Raw genomic sequence first — 14,207 nt, 5'->3', positions numbered from 1 at the left:
ATGGATGCGGCGACCGAGCTTACATGGACGTACTTGCAGCGTCCCCCTCAACCGGACCCACCCCGCCAACCCACGGAAAGCCAGCTTTTGAAGTTGACGTTGCCGTGGTTTGAAGCAGGTGCAGGGCTGCAAGCCCTGCAAACCCAAACTCCTCAGTGAGCAGCAGGACGCGACGGCGGCAGCCAGGCCGCGATGATGCCCAGCAGCGGCAGGAACGCGGTCAGCTGGTACACGTACTCAATGCTGGTCTTGTCCGCCAGCAGGCCCAGCACCGCCGCACCCAGCCCGCCCATGCCGAAGGCAAAACCAAAGAACAACCCCGACACCATGCCGATGCGGTGCGGCATCATTTCCTGCGCGTAGACCACGATGGCCGAGAACGCCGACGACAGCACGAAACCGATCAGCACCGCCAGCACCGTGGTCCACAGCAGATCGGCATGCGGCAACGCCAGCGCGAACGGCGCCACGCCCAGGATCGAGGCCCAGATGATCGGCTTGCGGCCAATGCGGTCACCCAGCGGCCCGCCCAGGAAGCCACCGGCCGCCGATGCCACCAGGAACGCGAACAGATGCAGCTGCGCCTGTGCCACCGGAATGCCGAAGTGGTGGATCAGATAGAAGGTGAAGTAGCTGCCGATGCTGGCCATGTAGAAGTACTTGCTGAAGATCAGCACCAGCAGGATGGCCATCACCCGCGCCACCATGCGCCGGGGATGACCCGGGGCGACCGTGCCCTGCCCGGCCGACCGCGGCGTACCCAGGTGCAGCGCGTACCAGCGGCTGACATAGGTCAGCAGGGCAATGCCGATCAGCGCCGCGCCGGCAAACCACGATGCGGCGTGCTGGCCGTACGGCACGATCACCGCCGCGGCGATCAGCGGGCCCAGCGCGGTACCGAAATTGCCGCCGACCTGGAACACCGATTGCGCGAAGCCATGGCGGCCACCCGAAGCCAGGCGCGCGATGCGTGAGGCTTCCGGGTGGAAGATGGCCGAGCCGACGCCCACCAGCGCCGCGGCCAGCAGCACCATGGCGTAGTTCGGTGCGAAGCCCAGCAGCAGCATGCCGCACAGGGTCGAGGCCATGCCGATCGGCAGCGAATACGGCGCCGGCCTGCGGTCGGTGGCCAGGCCCACCAGCGGCTGGAAGATCGACGCGGTCAGCTGGTAGGTGAGCGTAATCAGGCCGATCTGGGTGAAGCTGAGGTTGAAACCGCCCTTGATGACCGGATAGATGGCCAGGATCAGCGACTGCATCATGTCGTTGACCACGTGGGAGGTGGAAATCGCCGCCAGCACGCCCGGGGACGTGCTGCGGGTGCGTGGAACCGGGGAAGCCAGGCTGGACATGGTGCGCAGTCAGGATGGGAGCGAGCCACGCATGCTACGGTGCCCGTCCCTTCCCTTCCGCCGCGTTCTGGTCATGCCATATCGCAAAAAGGACAGCCCCTGTGCGATCCGGGAGTCCGCGCCCTGGAACGAGGTGCCCGGCCACCGGCCAGTGACCTGCCGGGTGAAGGACTACCCCGCCGGCACCCGGGTGTCGCCGCATCGGCATCGCCGGCACCAGCTGGTGTATGCCATGTCGGGCCTGATGGTGGTGCGCTCGGAAGTGGGCCGCTGGGTGGTGCCCTCCACCCGCGCGATCTGGATGCCGGCCGGCATGGCGCACGGGGTGGACTGCATTGCCGACGTACACATGCGCAGCCTGTATATCGATCCTGCCTTCGCCCCGCAGCTGGCCACCGAACCGTTCGCGGTGCAGGTGGCGCCACTGCTGCGCGAACTGCTGCACGCGGCCAGCCAGATCCAGGGCGAGCACGAAGACGACAGCCGCGACGGCCGCGTGGTGCGCCTGCTGCTGGACGAACTGCATCGCATGGATGTGCTGCCGTTGCACCTGCCAACGCCGGCCGACCCGCGCCTGCAGCGCATCTGCCAGCACATCCAGAAGCACCCCGGCGACGAGGCCACGCTGCAGGACTGGGCGCAGGCGCTGGCGGTGGACGTGAAAACCATCCAGCGCCATTTCGCCAGCGAGCTGGGCATGACCTTCGGCCAATGGCGGCAGCAGGCCCGCCTGCTGGCGGCGATGGAGCGTCTGGCGGTGGGCGAAAAGGTGATCGATGTGGCGCTGGCCATGGGCTATGACAGCCCCAGTGCGTTCACCAGCATGTTCAAGCGGCAGCTGGGGCAGACGCCGGCGGCGTTTTTCCGCTGATCGCAAACAGAAACGCCGGGCATGGCCCGGCGCTACCGTTCAACGCTCGCGTTGAAACCTCAGGATGTCATCCGGTCCCAGAAGCCCTTTACACCGTCCATGAAGGTGGCCGACTTCGGCGAGTGCTTGCGCGCGTCTTCGCCGTTGAAGGTCGCCTCGAACTGCTCCAGCAGCTTGCGCTGGTCAGCGGTCAGGTTCACCGGGGTTTCCACCACCACGCGGCAGTACAGGTCGCCTTCGCTGCGGCTGCGCACCGAACGCACGCCCTTGCCGCGCAGGCGGAACAGCTTGCCGGTCTGGGTTTCGGCCGGAATGCGGATCTCCGCTTCGCCGCCCAGGGTGGCCACGCGCACGGTATCGCCCAGCGCGGCCTGCGAAATGCGGATCGGCACTTCGCAGTGCAGGTCGTCACCGTCGCGCTGGAAGATCGCATGCTCGCGCACGCGCACTTCCACGTACAGATCGCCCGGCGGCGTACCGGCCGGACCGGCCTCGCCTTCGCCGGACAGGCGGATACGGTCGCCGGTATCGACGCCGGCCGGCACCTTCACCGACAGCACCTTGTCTTCTTCCACGCGGCCGTTGCCGTGGCAGGTCTTGCAGGGCTTGGCGATGATCTGGCCGCGGCCGTTGCAGTTGTGGCAGGCCTGCTGCATGGCGAAGATGCCGCGCTGGATGCGCACCTGGCCACGGCCATGGCAGACGTTGCAGGTCTCGACCTTGCCGTCTTCCGAACCACTGCCATCGCAGTCACCGCATTCGGCCAGGGTCGGAATCTCGATGCGGCGCTCGACGCCACGCACCGCTTCTTCCAGGTCCAGCTCCATCACGTAACCGATGTCGGCACCGCGACGGGCCTGGCGCGGGCCCGCGCCGCCGCCACCGAAAATATTGCCGAAGATATCGCCGAAGATATCGTTCATGTCCGGGCCGCCCGGACCACCACCACCGCCCATGCCGTGCTCGAACGCGGCGTGGCCGTGGGCATCGTACATGCGACGCTTGTTGCCGTCGGACAGCGTTTCGTAGGCTTCCTTGCACTCCTTGAAGGAGGCTTCGGCCGCCGCATCACCCGGGTTGCGGTCCGGATGGAATTTCATCGCGCAACGACGGTAGGCCTTCTTCAGCTCTTCGTCGGTGGCGGTGCGGGCAACGCCCAGCACTTCGTAGTAATCGCGCTTGCTCATAGGGTGAATCAGCTTCCGGAAAGTCGGGATTCGTCAAAGCGGAAGAGCGGAACCAGGTCCGCTCTTGCGTCGGGCGCCCCGACACGCCGGGCGGCGGTCAGGACCCTGATGCGACAACGGGACGCTGCCAGGCAGCGCCCCGTGTCGGTCCGGATCAGGACTTCTTGTCGTCCTTGACTTCGGTGAACTCAGCGTCCACCACGTCATCCTGCGCCTTGCCTGCATTGCCGGCGTCGGCACCCGGGGCACCGCCCTGGTCGGCCGAAGCAGCGGCGAACAGCGCCTGGCCGGCTTCTTCCAGCACCTTCGACTTGGCTTCGATCTGTGCCTTGTCGTCGCCCTTCATCGCGGTTTCCAGATCGGCCAGCGCCGCTTCCACCTTGCCGATGACATCACCGCCCACCTTGCTGCCGTGCTCGGTGATGGCGCTGCGGGTGCCGTGGATCAGGGCATCGGCCTGGTTACGGGCCTGCACCAGTTCCTGGAACTTCTTGTCTTCTTCGCGGTTGGCTTCGGCATCGGCCACCATGCGCGCGATTTCTTCCTCGGACAGACCCGAACCGGCCTTGATCTCGACCTTCTGTTCCTTGTTGGTCTTCTTGTCCTTGGCCGACACGTGCAGGATACCGTTGGCGTCGATGTCGAAGGACACTTCCACCTGCGGCAGGCCGCGCGGGGCCGGCTCGATGCCGGACAGGTCGAACTTGGCCAGCGACTTGTTGAAGCGGGCCTGTTCGCGCTCACCCTGCAGCACGTGCACGGTCACGGCCGACTGGTTGTCTTCGGCGGTGGAGAACACCTGCGAAGCCTTGGTCGGAATGGTGGTGTTCTTTTCGATGATCTTGGTGAACACGCCGCCCATGGTTTCGATGCCCAGCGACAGCGGGGTCACGTCCAGCAGCAGCACGTCCTTCACGTCGCCGCCCAGCACGCCGCCCTGGATCGCCGCACCCAGTGCCACGGCTTCGTCCGGGTTGACGTCCTTGCGCGGTTCCTTGCCGAAGAACTCGGTCACCGCCTGCTGCACCTTCGGCATGCGGGTCTGGCCACCGACCAGGATCACTTCGCTGATGTCGCTCGAGCGCAGGCCGGCATCGTTCAGGGCCACGCGGCACGGCTCGATCGACTTCTTGATCAGGTCTTCCACCAGCGCTTCCAGCTTGGCGCGGGTCAGCTTGATGTTCAGGTGCTTCGGACCGGAGGCGTCGGCAGTGACGTACGGCAGGTTCACTTCGGTCTGCTGGGCGCTGGACAGCTCGATCTTGGCGCGCTCGGCGGCGTCCTTCAGGCGCTGCAGGGCCAGCGGATCCTTGCGCAGGTCGATGCCCTGGTCCTTGTTGAACTCTTCAACCAGGTACTCGATGACGCGGTTGTCGAAGTCTTCGCCGCCCAGGAAGGTGTCGCCGTTGGTGGCCAGCACTTCGAACTGCTTTTCACCATCGACGTTGGCGATTTCGATCACCGAGACGTCGAAGGTGCCGCCGCCCAGGTCGTACACCACGATCTTGCGATCCTTGTTGTCACCCTTGTCCAGGCCATAGGCCAGCGCGGCCGCGGTCGGCTCGTTGATGATGCGCTTGACGTCCAGACCCGCGATGCGGCCGGCGTCCTTGGTCGCCTGGCGCTGGCTGTCGTTGAAGTAGGCCGGCACGGTGATGACCGCTTCGGTGACCTTCTCACCGAGGAAGTCCTCGGCGGTCTTCTTCATCTTTTCCAGCACCTTGGCCGAGATTTCCTGCGGGGCCATCTTCTTGCCGTCGCTGGTGGCCACCCAGGCATCGCCATTGTCATGGGCCAGGATGCTGTACGGGACGTGCGCGATGTCCTTCTGCACTTCGGCGTCGGTGAACTTGCGGCCGATCAGGCGCTTCACCGCGTAGAAGGTGTTCTTGGGGTTGGTCACGGCCTGGCGCTTGGCCGAGGCACCGACCAGCACTTCGCCGTCCTTGGTGTAGGCGACGATCGACGGGGTGGTGCGATCGCCTTCCGAATTCTCGATGACGCGGGCCTTGCCGCCGTCCATGATCGCCACGCACGAGTTGGTGGTGCCGAGGTCGATACCAATGATCTTGCCCATGGGGGAGACTCCTGAAGAATGCTTGTTGGGTTCAGTCCGGCCGGTGTGCCGGTGGATGAATGGGATGTGGGGGAGGCTCGTGGAACATTCAAGCCATCCCCCGAACGCTGTGTTCAACCGTTCAAGGTACGCCGGGCATGGCCCGGCGCTACCGATCCCAGGCGGGTGGCGCCGGGCCCTGCCCGGCGGCCGTTCGCCTGGGACGCCGGGTCAGTCGGCGGCCACCACCACCAGCGCCGGCCGCAGCAGGCGCTCGTTCAGCAGGTAGCCCTTCTGGAACACGGTCACCACGCTGCCGGGGACGGCGCCGGGGGTCGGCACCTGGCTGATGGCCTGGTGGTGTTCCGGGTTGAACGGCTGGCCGGTCGGGTCCAGCAGGACCAGGCCATTGTCGGCGGCGACCTTCAGCAGCTGCTTGTAGGTCAGCTCCAGGCCCTCGCGCAGCGGATGGGCGTCATCGCCAGCGGCCTTCAGGCCGGCATCCAGGCTGTCGAACACCGGCAGCAGCTCGCCCAGCAGCTTTTCGTTGGCGAACTTGCGGGCCTGCTCGATGTCGCGGGCCACGCGCTTGCGCTGGTTGTCCAGGTCGGCGCGTTCACGCAGGGCGTCGGCCTTGATCTGCTCGATCTCGGCGCGCAGGCGCTCGGTTTCGTCACTCACGCCGGCCGCAGCCGCTGCATCGGCCGCGCTCTGCTGGGATTCGATATCGGGGTTTTCGTGGTTCATGTCTGGGTCCCTGGCGGTCACAGCCCGCCTCCACCCACCCTAGTGTGGGCGGGATGCTGCGTTTCAAGCGTCGGATGTGCCCGGGGTGCGCCCGGACGGCGAAAAGGCCGCGCCCAGCACGTCGGCGGTGGCCTGCACCAGCGGAATCATGCGGTCGTAGGCCATGCGCTTGGGCCCGATCACCCCCAGCACGCCCAGCACCTGGCCGTTGGCGGTATAGGGCGCGGTGACCAGCGAGACGCCCTGCAGCGGCATCATGCCGGTCTCTTCGCCAATGAAGATGCGCACGCCCGGGGCCTGGATGGTCCGTTCCAGCAGCTGCAGGATCTCGCGCTTGCTGGAAAACAGCTCGAACAGTTCGCGCAGGCGCTCCAGGTCGGACAGGTCCTGTACCCCCATCAGCCGGGTCTGCCCGGCCACCAGCATGTCGTCGGCCGGCGGCTGCAGGGCCTGCTCGGCCAGTTCGATGCTGTGCGCCAGCAGCTGCTCCAGCTCGGAACGGGCATCGCGCAGTTCCAGCAGCAGGCGGGTGCGGATCTCGGCCAGCGGCAGGCCGGCGAAATGCGCGTTCAGGTAATTGGCGACCTGCTCCAGCTGGCCGGGGGCGAAGTCCTGGCGGGTCTCGATCACCCGGTTCTGCACTTCATTGTCGGCAAACACCAGGATGGCCAGCACCCGGCGCCCGTCCAGGGCCACGAAATCAATCTGCCGGAAGGCGAACTGCTCGCGCCGCGGGGCACTGACCACGCCGACGAAATGGCTCATGGCCGACAGCAGCTCAGAGGCGCTGCCCAGCAGGGCCTGGGTGCTGCCGCCGCCGGCCAGTTCCAGGCGCAGGCGGGCCAGCTCGCCCTCACCCGGCGGCTGCATCTGCAGCAGGCTGTCGACGAACACCCGGTAGCCATGGGCGGTGGGAATGCGCCCGGCCGAGGTATGTGGCGAGGCCAGCAGGCCCAGGTCTTCCAAGTCGCCCAGGATGTTGCGGATGGTGGCCGGACTGACTTCCAGCCCGGCCACGCGCGCCAGCGTCTGCGAGCCCACCGGCTCGCCGTCCTGGATGTAACGCGCGATGAGCGTGCGCAGCAGATGGCGCGCGCGCGGGGCTAGCTGGTCGGCGGAACCGTGCATGGAATCAACCTGTGAGACACGGACACTAGATAATGGCGGCGCAGCACCTTGGCAAGTCATTGGACCACCCGGCCGCACATGCTAGCGTTGCGCGGCTGCAGACACCCCATTACCCATGCTCAGACATCTTTCGATCAAGGATTTCGCCGTCGTCCGCGCCACCGAACTAGAATTCGGGCCCGGCATGACCGTCGTTTCAGGCGAGACCGGCGCCGGCAAGTCGCTGATGGTCGACGCACTGGGCTTCCTGTCCGGCCTGCGCGCCGACAGCGGCGTGGTCCGCCACGGCGCCGCCCGCGCCGAGCTGTCGGCCGAATTCGCCCTGGACCAGCTGCAGGCCGCCCGCCAATGGCTGGCCGACAACGAGCTGGACGATGACGAGCAATGCCAGCTGCGCCGGGTCATCCGCGCCGATGGCGGCTCGCGGGCCTGGATCAACGGCCGCCCGGTCACCCTGGCGCAGCTGGGCGATCTGGCCGCGCACCTGGTGGAAATCCATGGCCAGCACGAACAGCAGGCGCTGCTGGCGCGGCCGTCGCAGCTGGCCCTGCTGGACGCCTTCGCCAACAACGAAGAGGCCCGCCGCCAGGTGCGCCGTACCGCCGCGGCCTGGCAGGCCCTGGTGGACGAATCCCTGGCGCTGTCGCAACAGGGCGACGTGAGTGACCGCATCGGCTTCCTGGAACACCAGCTGCGCGAGCTGGACCGCGAGGACCTGGAACCGGAATCGATTGCCGCCCTGGGCGCCAGCCACCGCCGCCAGGCCCACGCCAGCGCCCTGCTGACCGCCTGCCAGGCCGCCAGCAACCAGCTCAACGGCGACGACGGCAGTTCCGCGCTGGACCTGCTGCAACAGGTGCGCCACGACCTGTCGCGCCTGATCGAACACGACGCGCGCCTGGGCGAGGTGGACGGCCTGATCGAAAACGCCTCGATCCAGCTGCACGAAGCCCTGTCGCTGCTGGACCGGGTGCACGACGACCTGGACGCCGACCCGGAACAGTTCGAAGAGAACGAGCGCCGCCTGGGCCGCCTGCACGACCTGGCGCGCAAGCACCGGGTGCCGATGGACGAGCTGGGCGCGCAGCGCGAGCGCATGCATGCCGAAGTGGAACAGCTGCGCGGCGCCGACGAGCGCCTGCAGCGCCTGGCCGGCGAGATCGACAAGGCTGTGGCCGCCTGGCGGACGCAGGCCGAGGTATTGACCGCCAGCCGGCGCAAGGCGGCCGCCGAACTGTCGGCCACCACCACCGGCATCATTGCCGAGCTGGGCATGGGTGGCGGCCAGTTCCTGATCGAACTGGAACCGCAGGACGCCGGCAAGCCCGACCCGCAGGGCGCCGAGCGCGTCGAATTCCTGGTTGCCGCCAACGCCGGCCAGCCGCCGCGCGCCCTGCGCAAGGTGGCCTCCGGTGGTGAACTGTCGCGCATCTCGCTGGCCATCGAAGTGGCCGCGCTGGATCTGGACGCGGTGCCGACCATGGTGTTCGACGAAGTGGATTCGGGCATTGGCGGCGCCGTGGCCGACATCGTCGGCCAGAAGCTGCGCGCACTGGGCGAGAAGCGCCAGGTGCTGTGCGTCACCCACCTGCCGCAGGTCGCCTCCAAGGGGCATGCCCATTACCGGGTCAGCAAGGCGCCGGTGGAAGGCATGACCCAGAGCGCGGTGGAGAAGCTGGACACCAAGGCCCGCGAGGAAGAACTGGCACGCATGCTGGGCGGGGTGGAAGTGAGCAAGGAAGCACGCGCGGCCGCGCGCAAGCTGTTGGTCGAGTCGAGCTTGCTCGACTGAGCACGCGCTAGGGAACATCCACGCATGGCGTGGATCTACCGGGGTGCCGGGTCTGTAGAGTCGAGCCATGCTCGACTGCTTCTGGCGTCAGCCCAAGAGCAGTCGAGCATGGCTCGACTCTACCAAGCCGGGGTCATGCCAAGGGTTTGGCCAGATCCACGTGTTCCACCAGGAAATCCAGCAGCGCGCGCACGCGCAGCGGCAGGTAGCCGCCCTGCCCCACGAACACGGCGTGCACTTCTTCCAGATCGCCGGGGTTGGCCTCTTCCAGCACAGGCAGCAGGCGCCCGGCAGCCAGGTCGTCGCGTACCTGGAAGGCCGCCAGCCGCGCCATGCCCAGACCGCCCAGCACCAGCTGGCGCAGCGCGTCGCCATTGCTGGCGCGCAGGTTGCCCTGGGTCGGCACCCGCACCTGCTGGCCGTCGTGCAGCAGCGGCCAGCCCTGCAGCGTCCGCGCATGGCCGATATCCAGCCGGTTGTGTGACAGCAACGCATCGGCGTCGGCAGGCAGGCCGTGGCGAGCCGCATAGGACGGCGCCGCCACGATCATCATCCGCGTCGCGCCCAGCTGCCGCGCCACCAGACTGGAGCTCTTCAGCGGGCCGGCGCGCACGGCCACATCGGTGCGCTGTTCCAGCAGATCGATCACCTCGTCATTCAGGGTCAGGTCCACCCCCACCTGCGGGTGCGCCTGCAGGAACGCCGGCAGCAGCGGCAGCAGGAAATGGCGCCCGAACGGCACGTTGGAATTCAGCCGCAGCCGCCCGCGCGGTTCGGCATGGGCGCTGGCGCAGCGTTCGGCCTCTTCCAGGTCGGCCAGCACGCGCAGGCCACGCTCGTAGAAGCTGCAGCCTTCCGGGGTCAACTGCAGTTGCCGGGTGGAGCGCTGCAGCAGGCGCGTGCCCAGCCGTTGTTCCAGCCGCGCCACGAGCTTGCTGACCGCCGAAGGCGTCATGTCCAGGCTGCGCGCGGCGGCGGAAAAGCCCCCGGTCTCGATCACCCGCACGAACACTTCCAGTTCGCCGGATCGGTTGATGTCGGGGCGCGCCATGGTGAATCCCGTTCACAGATGATTGTCCGTGCGCAGTCTAGTTCACAGATGGCGCAACGGCCACGCTGGCTGTCCCTTCCGAGGACGCCTGCCATGCGCCGCTACCTGCTTGCCGCCACCGCCCTGCTGTCGCTTTCCGCCCACGCGGGCCCCGCCCAGCCCCATTGGGTGGCCAGCTGGCAGGCCAGCCCACAGCCGGTCTGGGGCGAGGACTTCCTGTTCCCCACCCTCATTCCGGCCAGCCTGCACGACCAGACCTTCCGCCAGACACTGCGCCTGAGCCTGGGTGGCAACGCACTGCGGGTGCGCCTGAGCAATGCCCACGGCCGCCAGCCGCTGCGGATCGACCGGGCCAGCGTGGCCGGCCAGCCCGGTGCGACGCCGCTGCCGCTGGCCTTCGATGGGCAACCCGACGTCGTGATCGGCCCCGGCGAGCACCGGTTGAGCGACCCGCTGCCACTGGCCGCCACCGATCAGCAGGCACTGCAGCTGAGTGTGTACGTGGCAGGGCCGACCCCGCTGCAGACCTTCCACTGGGACGGCCGACAGACCAGCTGGATCGCGCCCGGCAACCAGAGTCTGGCCAGCGCCCTGCACGGCGCCAGCACCACCACTGCGCGCCTGTTCGTGAGTGGCATCGAGGTCGCGGCCCCGCCGGCGGCACGCAGCGTGGTGGTGATCGGCGATTCGATCACCGACGGGGCCACCGCCAGCCTGGACGCCGACCAGCGCTGGACCGACCACCTGGCCGCGCGCCTGGCGCCGCATGGGGTGTCCGTGGTCAATGCGGGGATCTCCGGTGGGCGCCTGCTGCGTGATGGCATGGGTCTGTCCGCCCTCGCCCGCTTCCAGCGCGATGTGCTGGACCTGCCCGGCACCGCCAGCGTGATCGTGCTGATCGGCATCAACGACATCAGTTGGCCGGGCACCGCCTTCGCCCGTGACCAGCCCCGGCCGACCCTGGCCGAGCTGCAGGCCGGCTACCGCGCCCTGGCGCGACGGGCCCATGCGCGCGGCGTGCGCATCTTTGGCGCCACCCTGCCGCCGTTCGCCGGCGCGCTGCCGGGCACCCCGCTGCAGGACTACTACCAGCCGGACAAGGACGCGCTGCGTCAGCAGCTGAACGCCTGGCTGCGCACCGACAGCCCCTTTGATGCGGTGATCGACCTGGATGCCGCCCTGCGCGACCCGGCGCACCCGTCACGGATGGCGGCAGCCTACGATTCGGGCGACCACCTGCACCCAGGGGATGCAGGCAACCGGGCGATGGCCGAGGCGGTGGATCTGGGCGTTCTGACAGGTCCATGCACGCATGGGGGGACGGGGGTCAGAGCCCTTTCCTGGCGGAAAGGGATCTGACCCCAGCAACGAAAAACCCCGGGCCAGGCCCGGGGTCTTCGCACATCTCGGCAGGCGGGAAACCGTTACTTGCGCTTCTTGCGCACGTACAGCACCAGCGAATGCTCTTCAAGCTCGTAGCCATGCTCGGCCGCGATCTTGCGCTGCAGCTCTTCGATTTCGTGGCTTTCGAACTCGATGATCTTGCCGCTGTCCACATCGACCATATGGTCGTGGTGGCCGCCGCGGTCCAGCTCGTAGACGGCCTGGCCGCCTTCGAAGTTGTGCTTCAGTACCAGGCCGGCGGCCTCGAACTGGGTCAGCACCCGGTACACCGTGGCCAGGCCGATTTCGTCGCCGTGCTCCAGCAGCTGGCGGTAGATGTCTTCGGCGGTCATGTGGTGCCGGGCATTACGCTGCTCGAGCAGCGCCAGGATCCGCATCCGCGGATGGGTCACCTTCAGGCCGACTTTGCGCAGGTCGTGGGTTTCCATAGGTCTCCGTTCATTGGCGATTTAGCGCCAGCTGCCTCGGATTGGGTCGCGGTGGCACGCCGGGAGTGTATCATCGGTTCGATTTCCCCAAACGCCCTTTCCGATGCGCAATCTCCTGCTGGTCGCCACCATCGCTCTGTCCACCACCGGGTGCGGCATCATCTACAAGCAACCGATCTACCAGGGCAACCTGATCCGCGAGGACGCCGTTGCCAAGCTGCAGGTCGGCCAGAGCAAGCAGCAGGTGAATGCGCTGCTGGGCACGCCCTCGGTGCCCGATCCCTTCCACGCCCAGCGCTGGGACTACACCTCCAGCGAGCGCGTAAACCGTCTCGGCCGTACCGAAGTGAAGAACTTCACCGTGTACTTCGAAAACGACGTGGTCACCCGTTGGGAAGGCGATTACTTCCCGGCCAATGACAAGGCCCTGGCCCAGCAGACCGTGCGCCAGTTCGGCCGCAACCTGCCGAAGGACAAGAAGAAGGGCCGCTGAGCCCCGCTTCGCCGCGCCGCCTGGCGGTGGCGCGGTTCAGTCGCCGCGTGCGCGCTTGCGCCGGTTGTCCTTGGGGTCGGCCAGCAGCGGGCGCAGCAGCTCCACCCGGTCGCCGTCGTGCAGCACCTGCTGCGGGCGGGCCAGCACGCCATGCACGGCCAGCGCCGGGCAGTCGGCACTGCCTTCCAGCGCGGCGGCAGCGACCGCATCGGCCACGGTAGCACCCTCTTCCAGCTGCAGCCGGCGCGCCAGCACGCGCTGCGGCCAGGCCAGCACCACCTCGACCTCGATCATCGCTCAGCCCTCGTCGGCCACGCGCACGAAATCGTTGACCATGCGATCGGCCAGCCCCTGGAAGCCGATGGCCAGCGCCGGCCCCAGCAGGCGTGAGTTGGGTTCGAATTCCAGGGTCAGGGTCACCTTGCAGGCATCCTCGGCCAGGGCATGGAACTCCCAGCGGCCGTGCAGCTGCTTGAACGGGCCGTCGCGCAGCTGCATATCAATGCTGTGCGGGCGCTGCAGGGTGTTTTCGGTCTGGAACCAGGTGCTGAACGAGCCCAAGCCCAGGTCCAGACGGGCCACCAGCCGGTCCTCGCCCTGTTCCAGGATGCGGGCATCGGAACACCAGCGGAAGCGGCGCGGATAGGCCTGCACGTCGTTGACGAGATCGAACATGCGGGCGGAGGAATGTTCGACCAGGGCGCTGCGGCGGATAGTAGGCATAAAGAAGGAACGTCTCGGCAATCGACCGGGCGGGCCCGAATCGGAGACAATACGGAAATGAGCAAGAACAGCGGCAAGGATAAAGCAAAGAACGCGACGGCCAACAAGACCATCGCGTTGAACAAGCGTGCCCGCCACGAGTACCACATCGAAGAGCGCTTCGAGGCGGGCCTGGCCCTGCAGGGCTGGGAGGTGAAGTCGATCCGCGCCGGGCGCGGCAACATCATCGACGCCTACGCGTACGTGAAGCAGGGCGAGATCTTCCTGATCGGCGCGCAGATCACCCCGTTGATCCAGGCCTCGACCCACGTGGTGGCCAACGACCGCCGCGAGCGCAAGCTGCTGCTGCACCGGAGCGAGATCGACAAGCTGGTCGGCAAGGTCGAGCGCGATGGCTACACGATCGTGCCCACCGCCATGTACTGGAGCAAGAACAAGATCAAGCTGGAAGTGGCGCTGGCCAAGGGCAAGCAGACCCACGACAAGCGCGATGCCGCCAAGGACCGCGACTGGGCCATCGAAAAGCAGCGCGTGATGCGCCGCGGCAACCGCGACGCCTGAAGCACCGCCCCGCAGTAGAGCCCTGCTTGGTGGAGTCGAACTTGCTCGACTGCTGTTGTTTCGCTTCGTAGAGTCGAGCTTGCTCGACTGCTGTTGCTTCGCTTCGTAGAGTCGAGCTTGCTCGACTGCTGTTGCTTCGCTTCGTAGAGTCGAGCTTGCTCGACTGCTGTTGCTTCGCTTCGTAGAGTCGAGCTTGCTCGACTGCTGTTGCTTCGCTTCGTAGAGTCGAGCTTGCTCGACTGCTGTTGCTTCGCTTCGTAGAGTCGAGCTTGCTCGACTGCTGTTGCTTCGCTTCGTAGAGTCGAGCTTGCTCGACTGCTGTTGCTTCGCTTCGTAGAGTCGAGCTTGCTCGACTGCTGTTGCTTCGCTTCGTAGAGTCGAGCTTGCTCGACTGCTGTTGCTTCGCTTCGTAGA

Annotated in this window: 14 protein-coding genes; 5 read left to right on the top strand and 9 right to left on the bottom strand. The window is 67.1% G+C overall.

Features of this window, described 5'->3' with window-relative positions; all coding sequences use genetic code 11:
- Positions 1-152: 152 nt before the first annotated feature.
- The gene (locus IAE58_RS17550) at positions 153-1,352 is read right to left on the bottom strand and encodes an MFS transporter (RefSeq protein WP_199934409.1); all 1,200 of its coding nucleotides are present in this window, start codon (positions 1,350-1,352) and stop codon (positions 153-155) included.
- Between the two features lie 73 nt (positions 1,353-1,425).
- Between IAE58_RS17550 and IAE58_RS17545 the strand changes: the two genes are divergently transcribed.
- Entirely contained in the window at positions 1,426-2,223 is a 798-nt protein-coding gene (locus IAE58_RS17545; protein ID WP_199934408.1) for a helix-turn-helix transcriptional regulator, read from the top strand.
- A gap of 59 nt (positions 2,224-2,282) precedes the next feature.
- On the opposite strand, the gene dnaJ is transcribed toward IAE58_RS17545, so the two are convergent.
- The 4 genes from dnaJ to hrcA all read right to left on the bottom strand — a co-directional run bounded on the left by dnaJ (position 2,283) and on the right by hrcA (position 7,341).
- Entirely contained in the window at positions 2,283-3,410 is a 1,128-nt protein-coding gene (gene dnaJ, locus IAE58_RS17540) for a molecular chaperone DnaJ (protein WP_108749336.1), read from the bottom strand.
- A 154-nt stretch (positions 3,411-3,564) separates the two neighbouring features.
- Complete coding sequence (gene dnaK / locus IAE58_RS17535) at positions 3,565-5,487, bottom strand: molecular chaperone DnaK (RefSeq protein ID WP_108749335.1); 1,923 nt, start codon at positions 5,485-5,487, stop codon at positions 3,565-3,567.
- A gap of 210 nt (positions 5,488-5,697) precedes the next feature.
- The gene (gene grpE / locus IAE58_RS17530; RefSeq protein WP_199934407.1) at positions 5,698-6,213 is read right to left on the bottom strand and encodes a nucleotide exchange factor GrpE; all 516 of its coding nucleotides are present in this window, start codon (positions 6,211-6,213) and stop codon (positions 5,698-5,700) included.
- Positions 6,214-6,276: 63 nt separating this feature from the next.
- Positions 6,277-7,341 carry a heat-inducible transcriptional repressor HrcA gene (gene hrcA / locus IAE58_RS17525; protein ID WP_108752821.1) on the bottom strand — a complete coding sequence of 355 codons (1,065 nt, stop codon included), beginning with the start codon at positions 7,339-7,341 and terminating at the stop codon, positions 6,277-6,279.
- 115 nt (positions 7,342-7,456) lie between these two features.
- Between hrcA and recN the strand changes: the two genes are divergently transcribed.
- On the top strand, positions 7,457-9,133 hold the full coding sequence (recN, locus tag IAE58_RS17520; protein WP_199934406.1) for a DNA repair protein RecN: 1,677 nt from the start codon (positions 7,457-7,459) through the stop codon (positions 9,131-9,133).
- 133 nt (positions 9,134-9,266) lie between these two features.
- On the opposite strand, the gene IAE58_RS17515 is transcribed toward recN, so the two are convergent.
- Positions 9,267-10,184: a LysR family transcriptional regulator gene (locus tag IAE58_RS17515; protein ID WP_199934405.1), complete on the bottom strand. Its 918-nt coding sequence runs from the start codon at positions 10,182-10,184 to the stop codon at positions 9,267-9,269.
- 93 nt (positions 10,185-10,277) lie between these two features.
- Here IAE58_RS17515 and IAE58_RS17510 point away from each other — a divergent pair, with 93 nt between their 5' ends.
- Positions 10,278-11,543, top strand: coding sequence for an SGNH/GDSL hydrolase family protein (locus IAE58_RS17510; RefSeq protein WP_199934404.1), 1,266 nt, complete (start codon positions 10,278-10,280; stop codon positions 11,541-11,543).
- Positions 11,544-11,608: 65 nt separating this feature from the next.
- On the opposite strand, the gene fur is transcribed toward IAE58_RS17510, so the two are convergent.
- On the bottom strand, positions 11,609-12,016 hold the full coding sequence (fur, locus tag IAE58_RS17505; RefSeq protein ID WP_199934403.1) for a ferric iron uptake transcriptional regulator: 408 nt from the start codon (positions 12,014-12,016) through the stop codon (positions 11,609-11,611).
- Between the two features lie 103 nt (positions 12,017-12,119).
- Between fur and bamE the strand changes: the two genes are divergently transcribed.
- Positions 12,120-12,509: an outer membrane protein assembly factor BamE gene (gene bamE, locus IAE58_RS17500; RefSeq protein WP_108749329.1), complete on the top strand. Its 390-nt coding sequence runs from the start codon at positions 12,120-12,122 to the stop codon at positions 12,507-12,509.
- Between the two features lie 36 nt (positions 12,510-12,545).
- Here the strand turns inward: bamE and IAE58_RS17495 are convergent, their stop codons facing one another.
- The gene (locus IAE58_RS17495; protein WP_108752817.1) at positions 12,546-12,803 is read right to left on the bottom strand and encodes an RnfH family protein; all 258 of its coding nucleotides are present in this window, start codon (positions 12,801-12,803) and stop codon (positions 12,546-12,548) included.
- Between the two features lie 3 nt (positions 12,804-12,806).
- On the bottom strand, positions 12,807-13,232 hold the full coding sequence (locus IAE58_RS17490) for a type II toxin-antitoxin system RatA family toxin (protein ID WP_199934402.1): 426 nt from the start codon (positions 13,230-13,232) through the stop codon (positions 12,807-12,809).
- A 57-nt stretch (positions 13,233-13,289) separates the two neighbouring features.
- Between IAE58_RS17490 and smpB the strand changes: the two genes are divergently transcribed.
- On the top strand, positions 13,290-13,793 hold the full coding sequence (gene smpB, locus IAE58_RS17485; protein ID WP_065722998.1) for an SsrA-binding protein SmpB: 504 nt from the start codon (positions 13,290-13,292) through the stop codon (positions 13,791-13,793).
- Positions 13,794-14,207: the final 414 nt, after the last annotated feature.

The organism is Stenotrophomonas sp. S49 (assembly GCF_016624905.1).
GTDB lineage: Bacteria > Pseudomonadota > Gammaproteobacteria > Xanthomonadales > Xanthomonadaceae > Stenotrophomonas.
The sequence above is the reverse complement of the archived record's forward strand: the minus strand, read 5'-3'. Positions and strand labels throughout refer to the sequence as shown.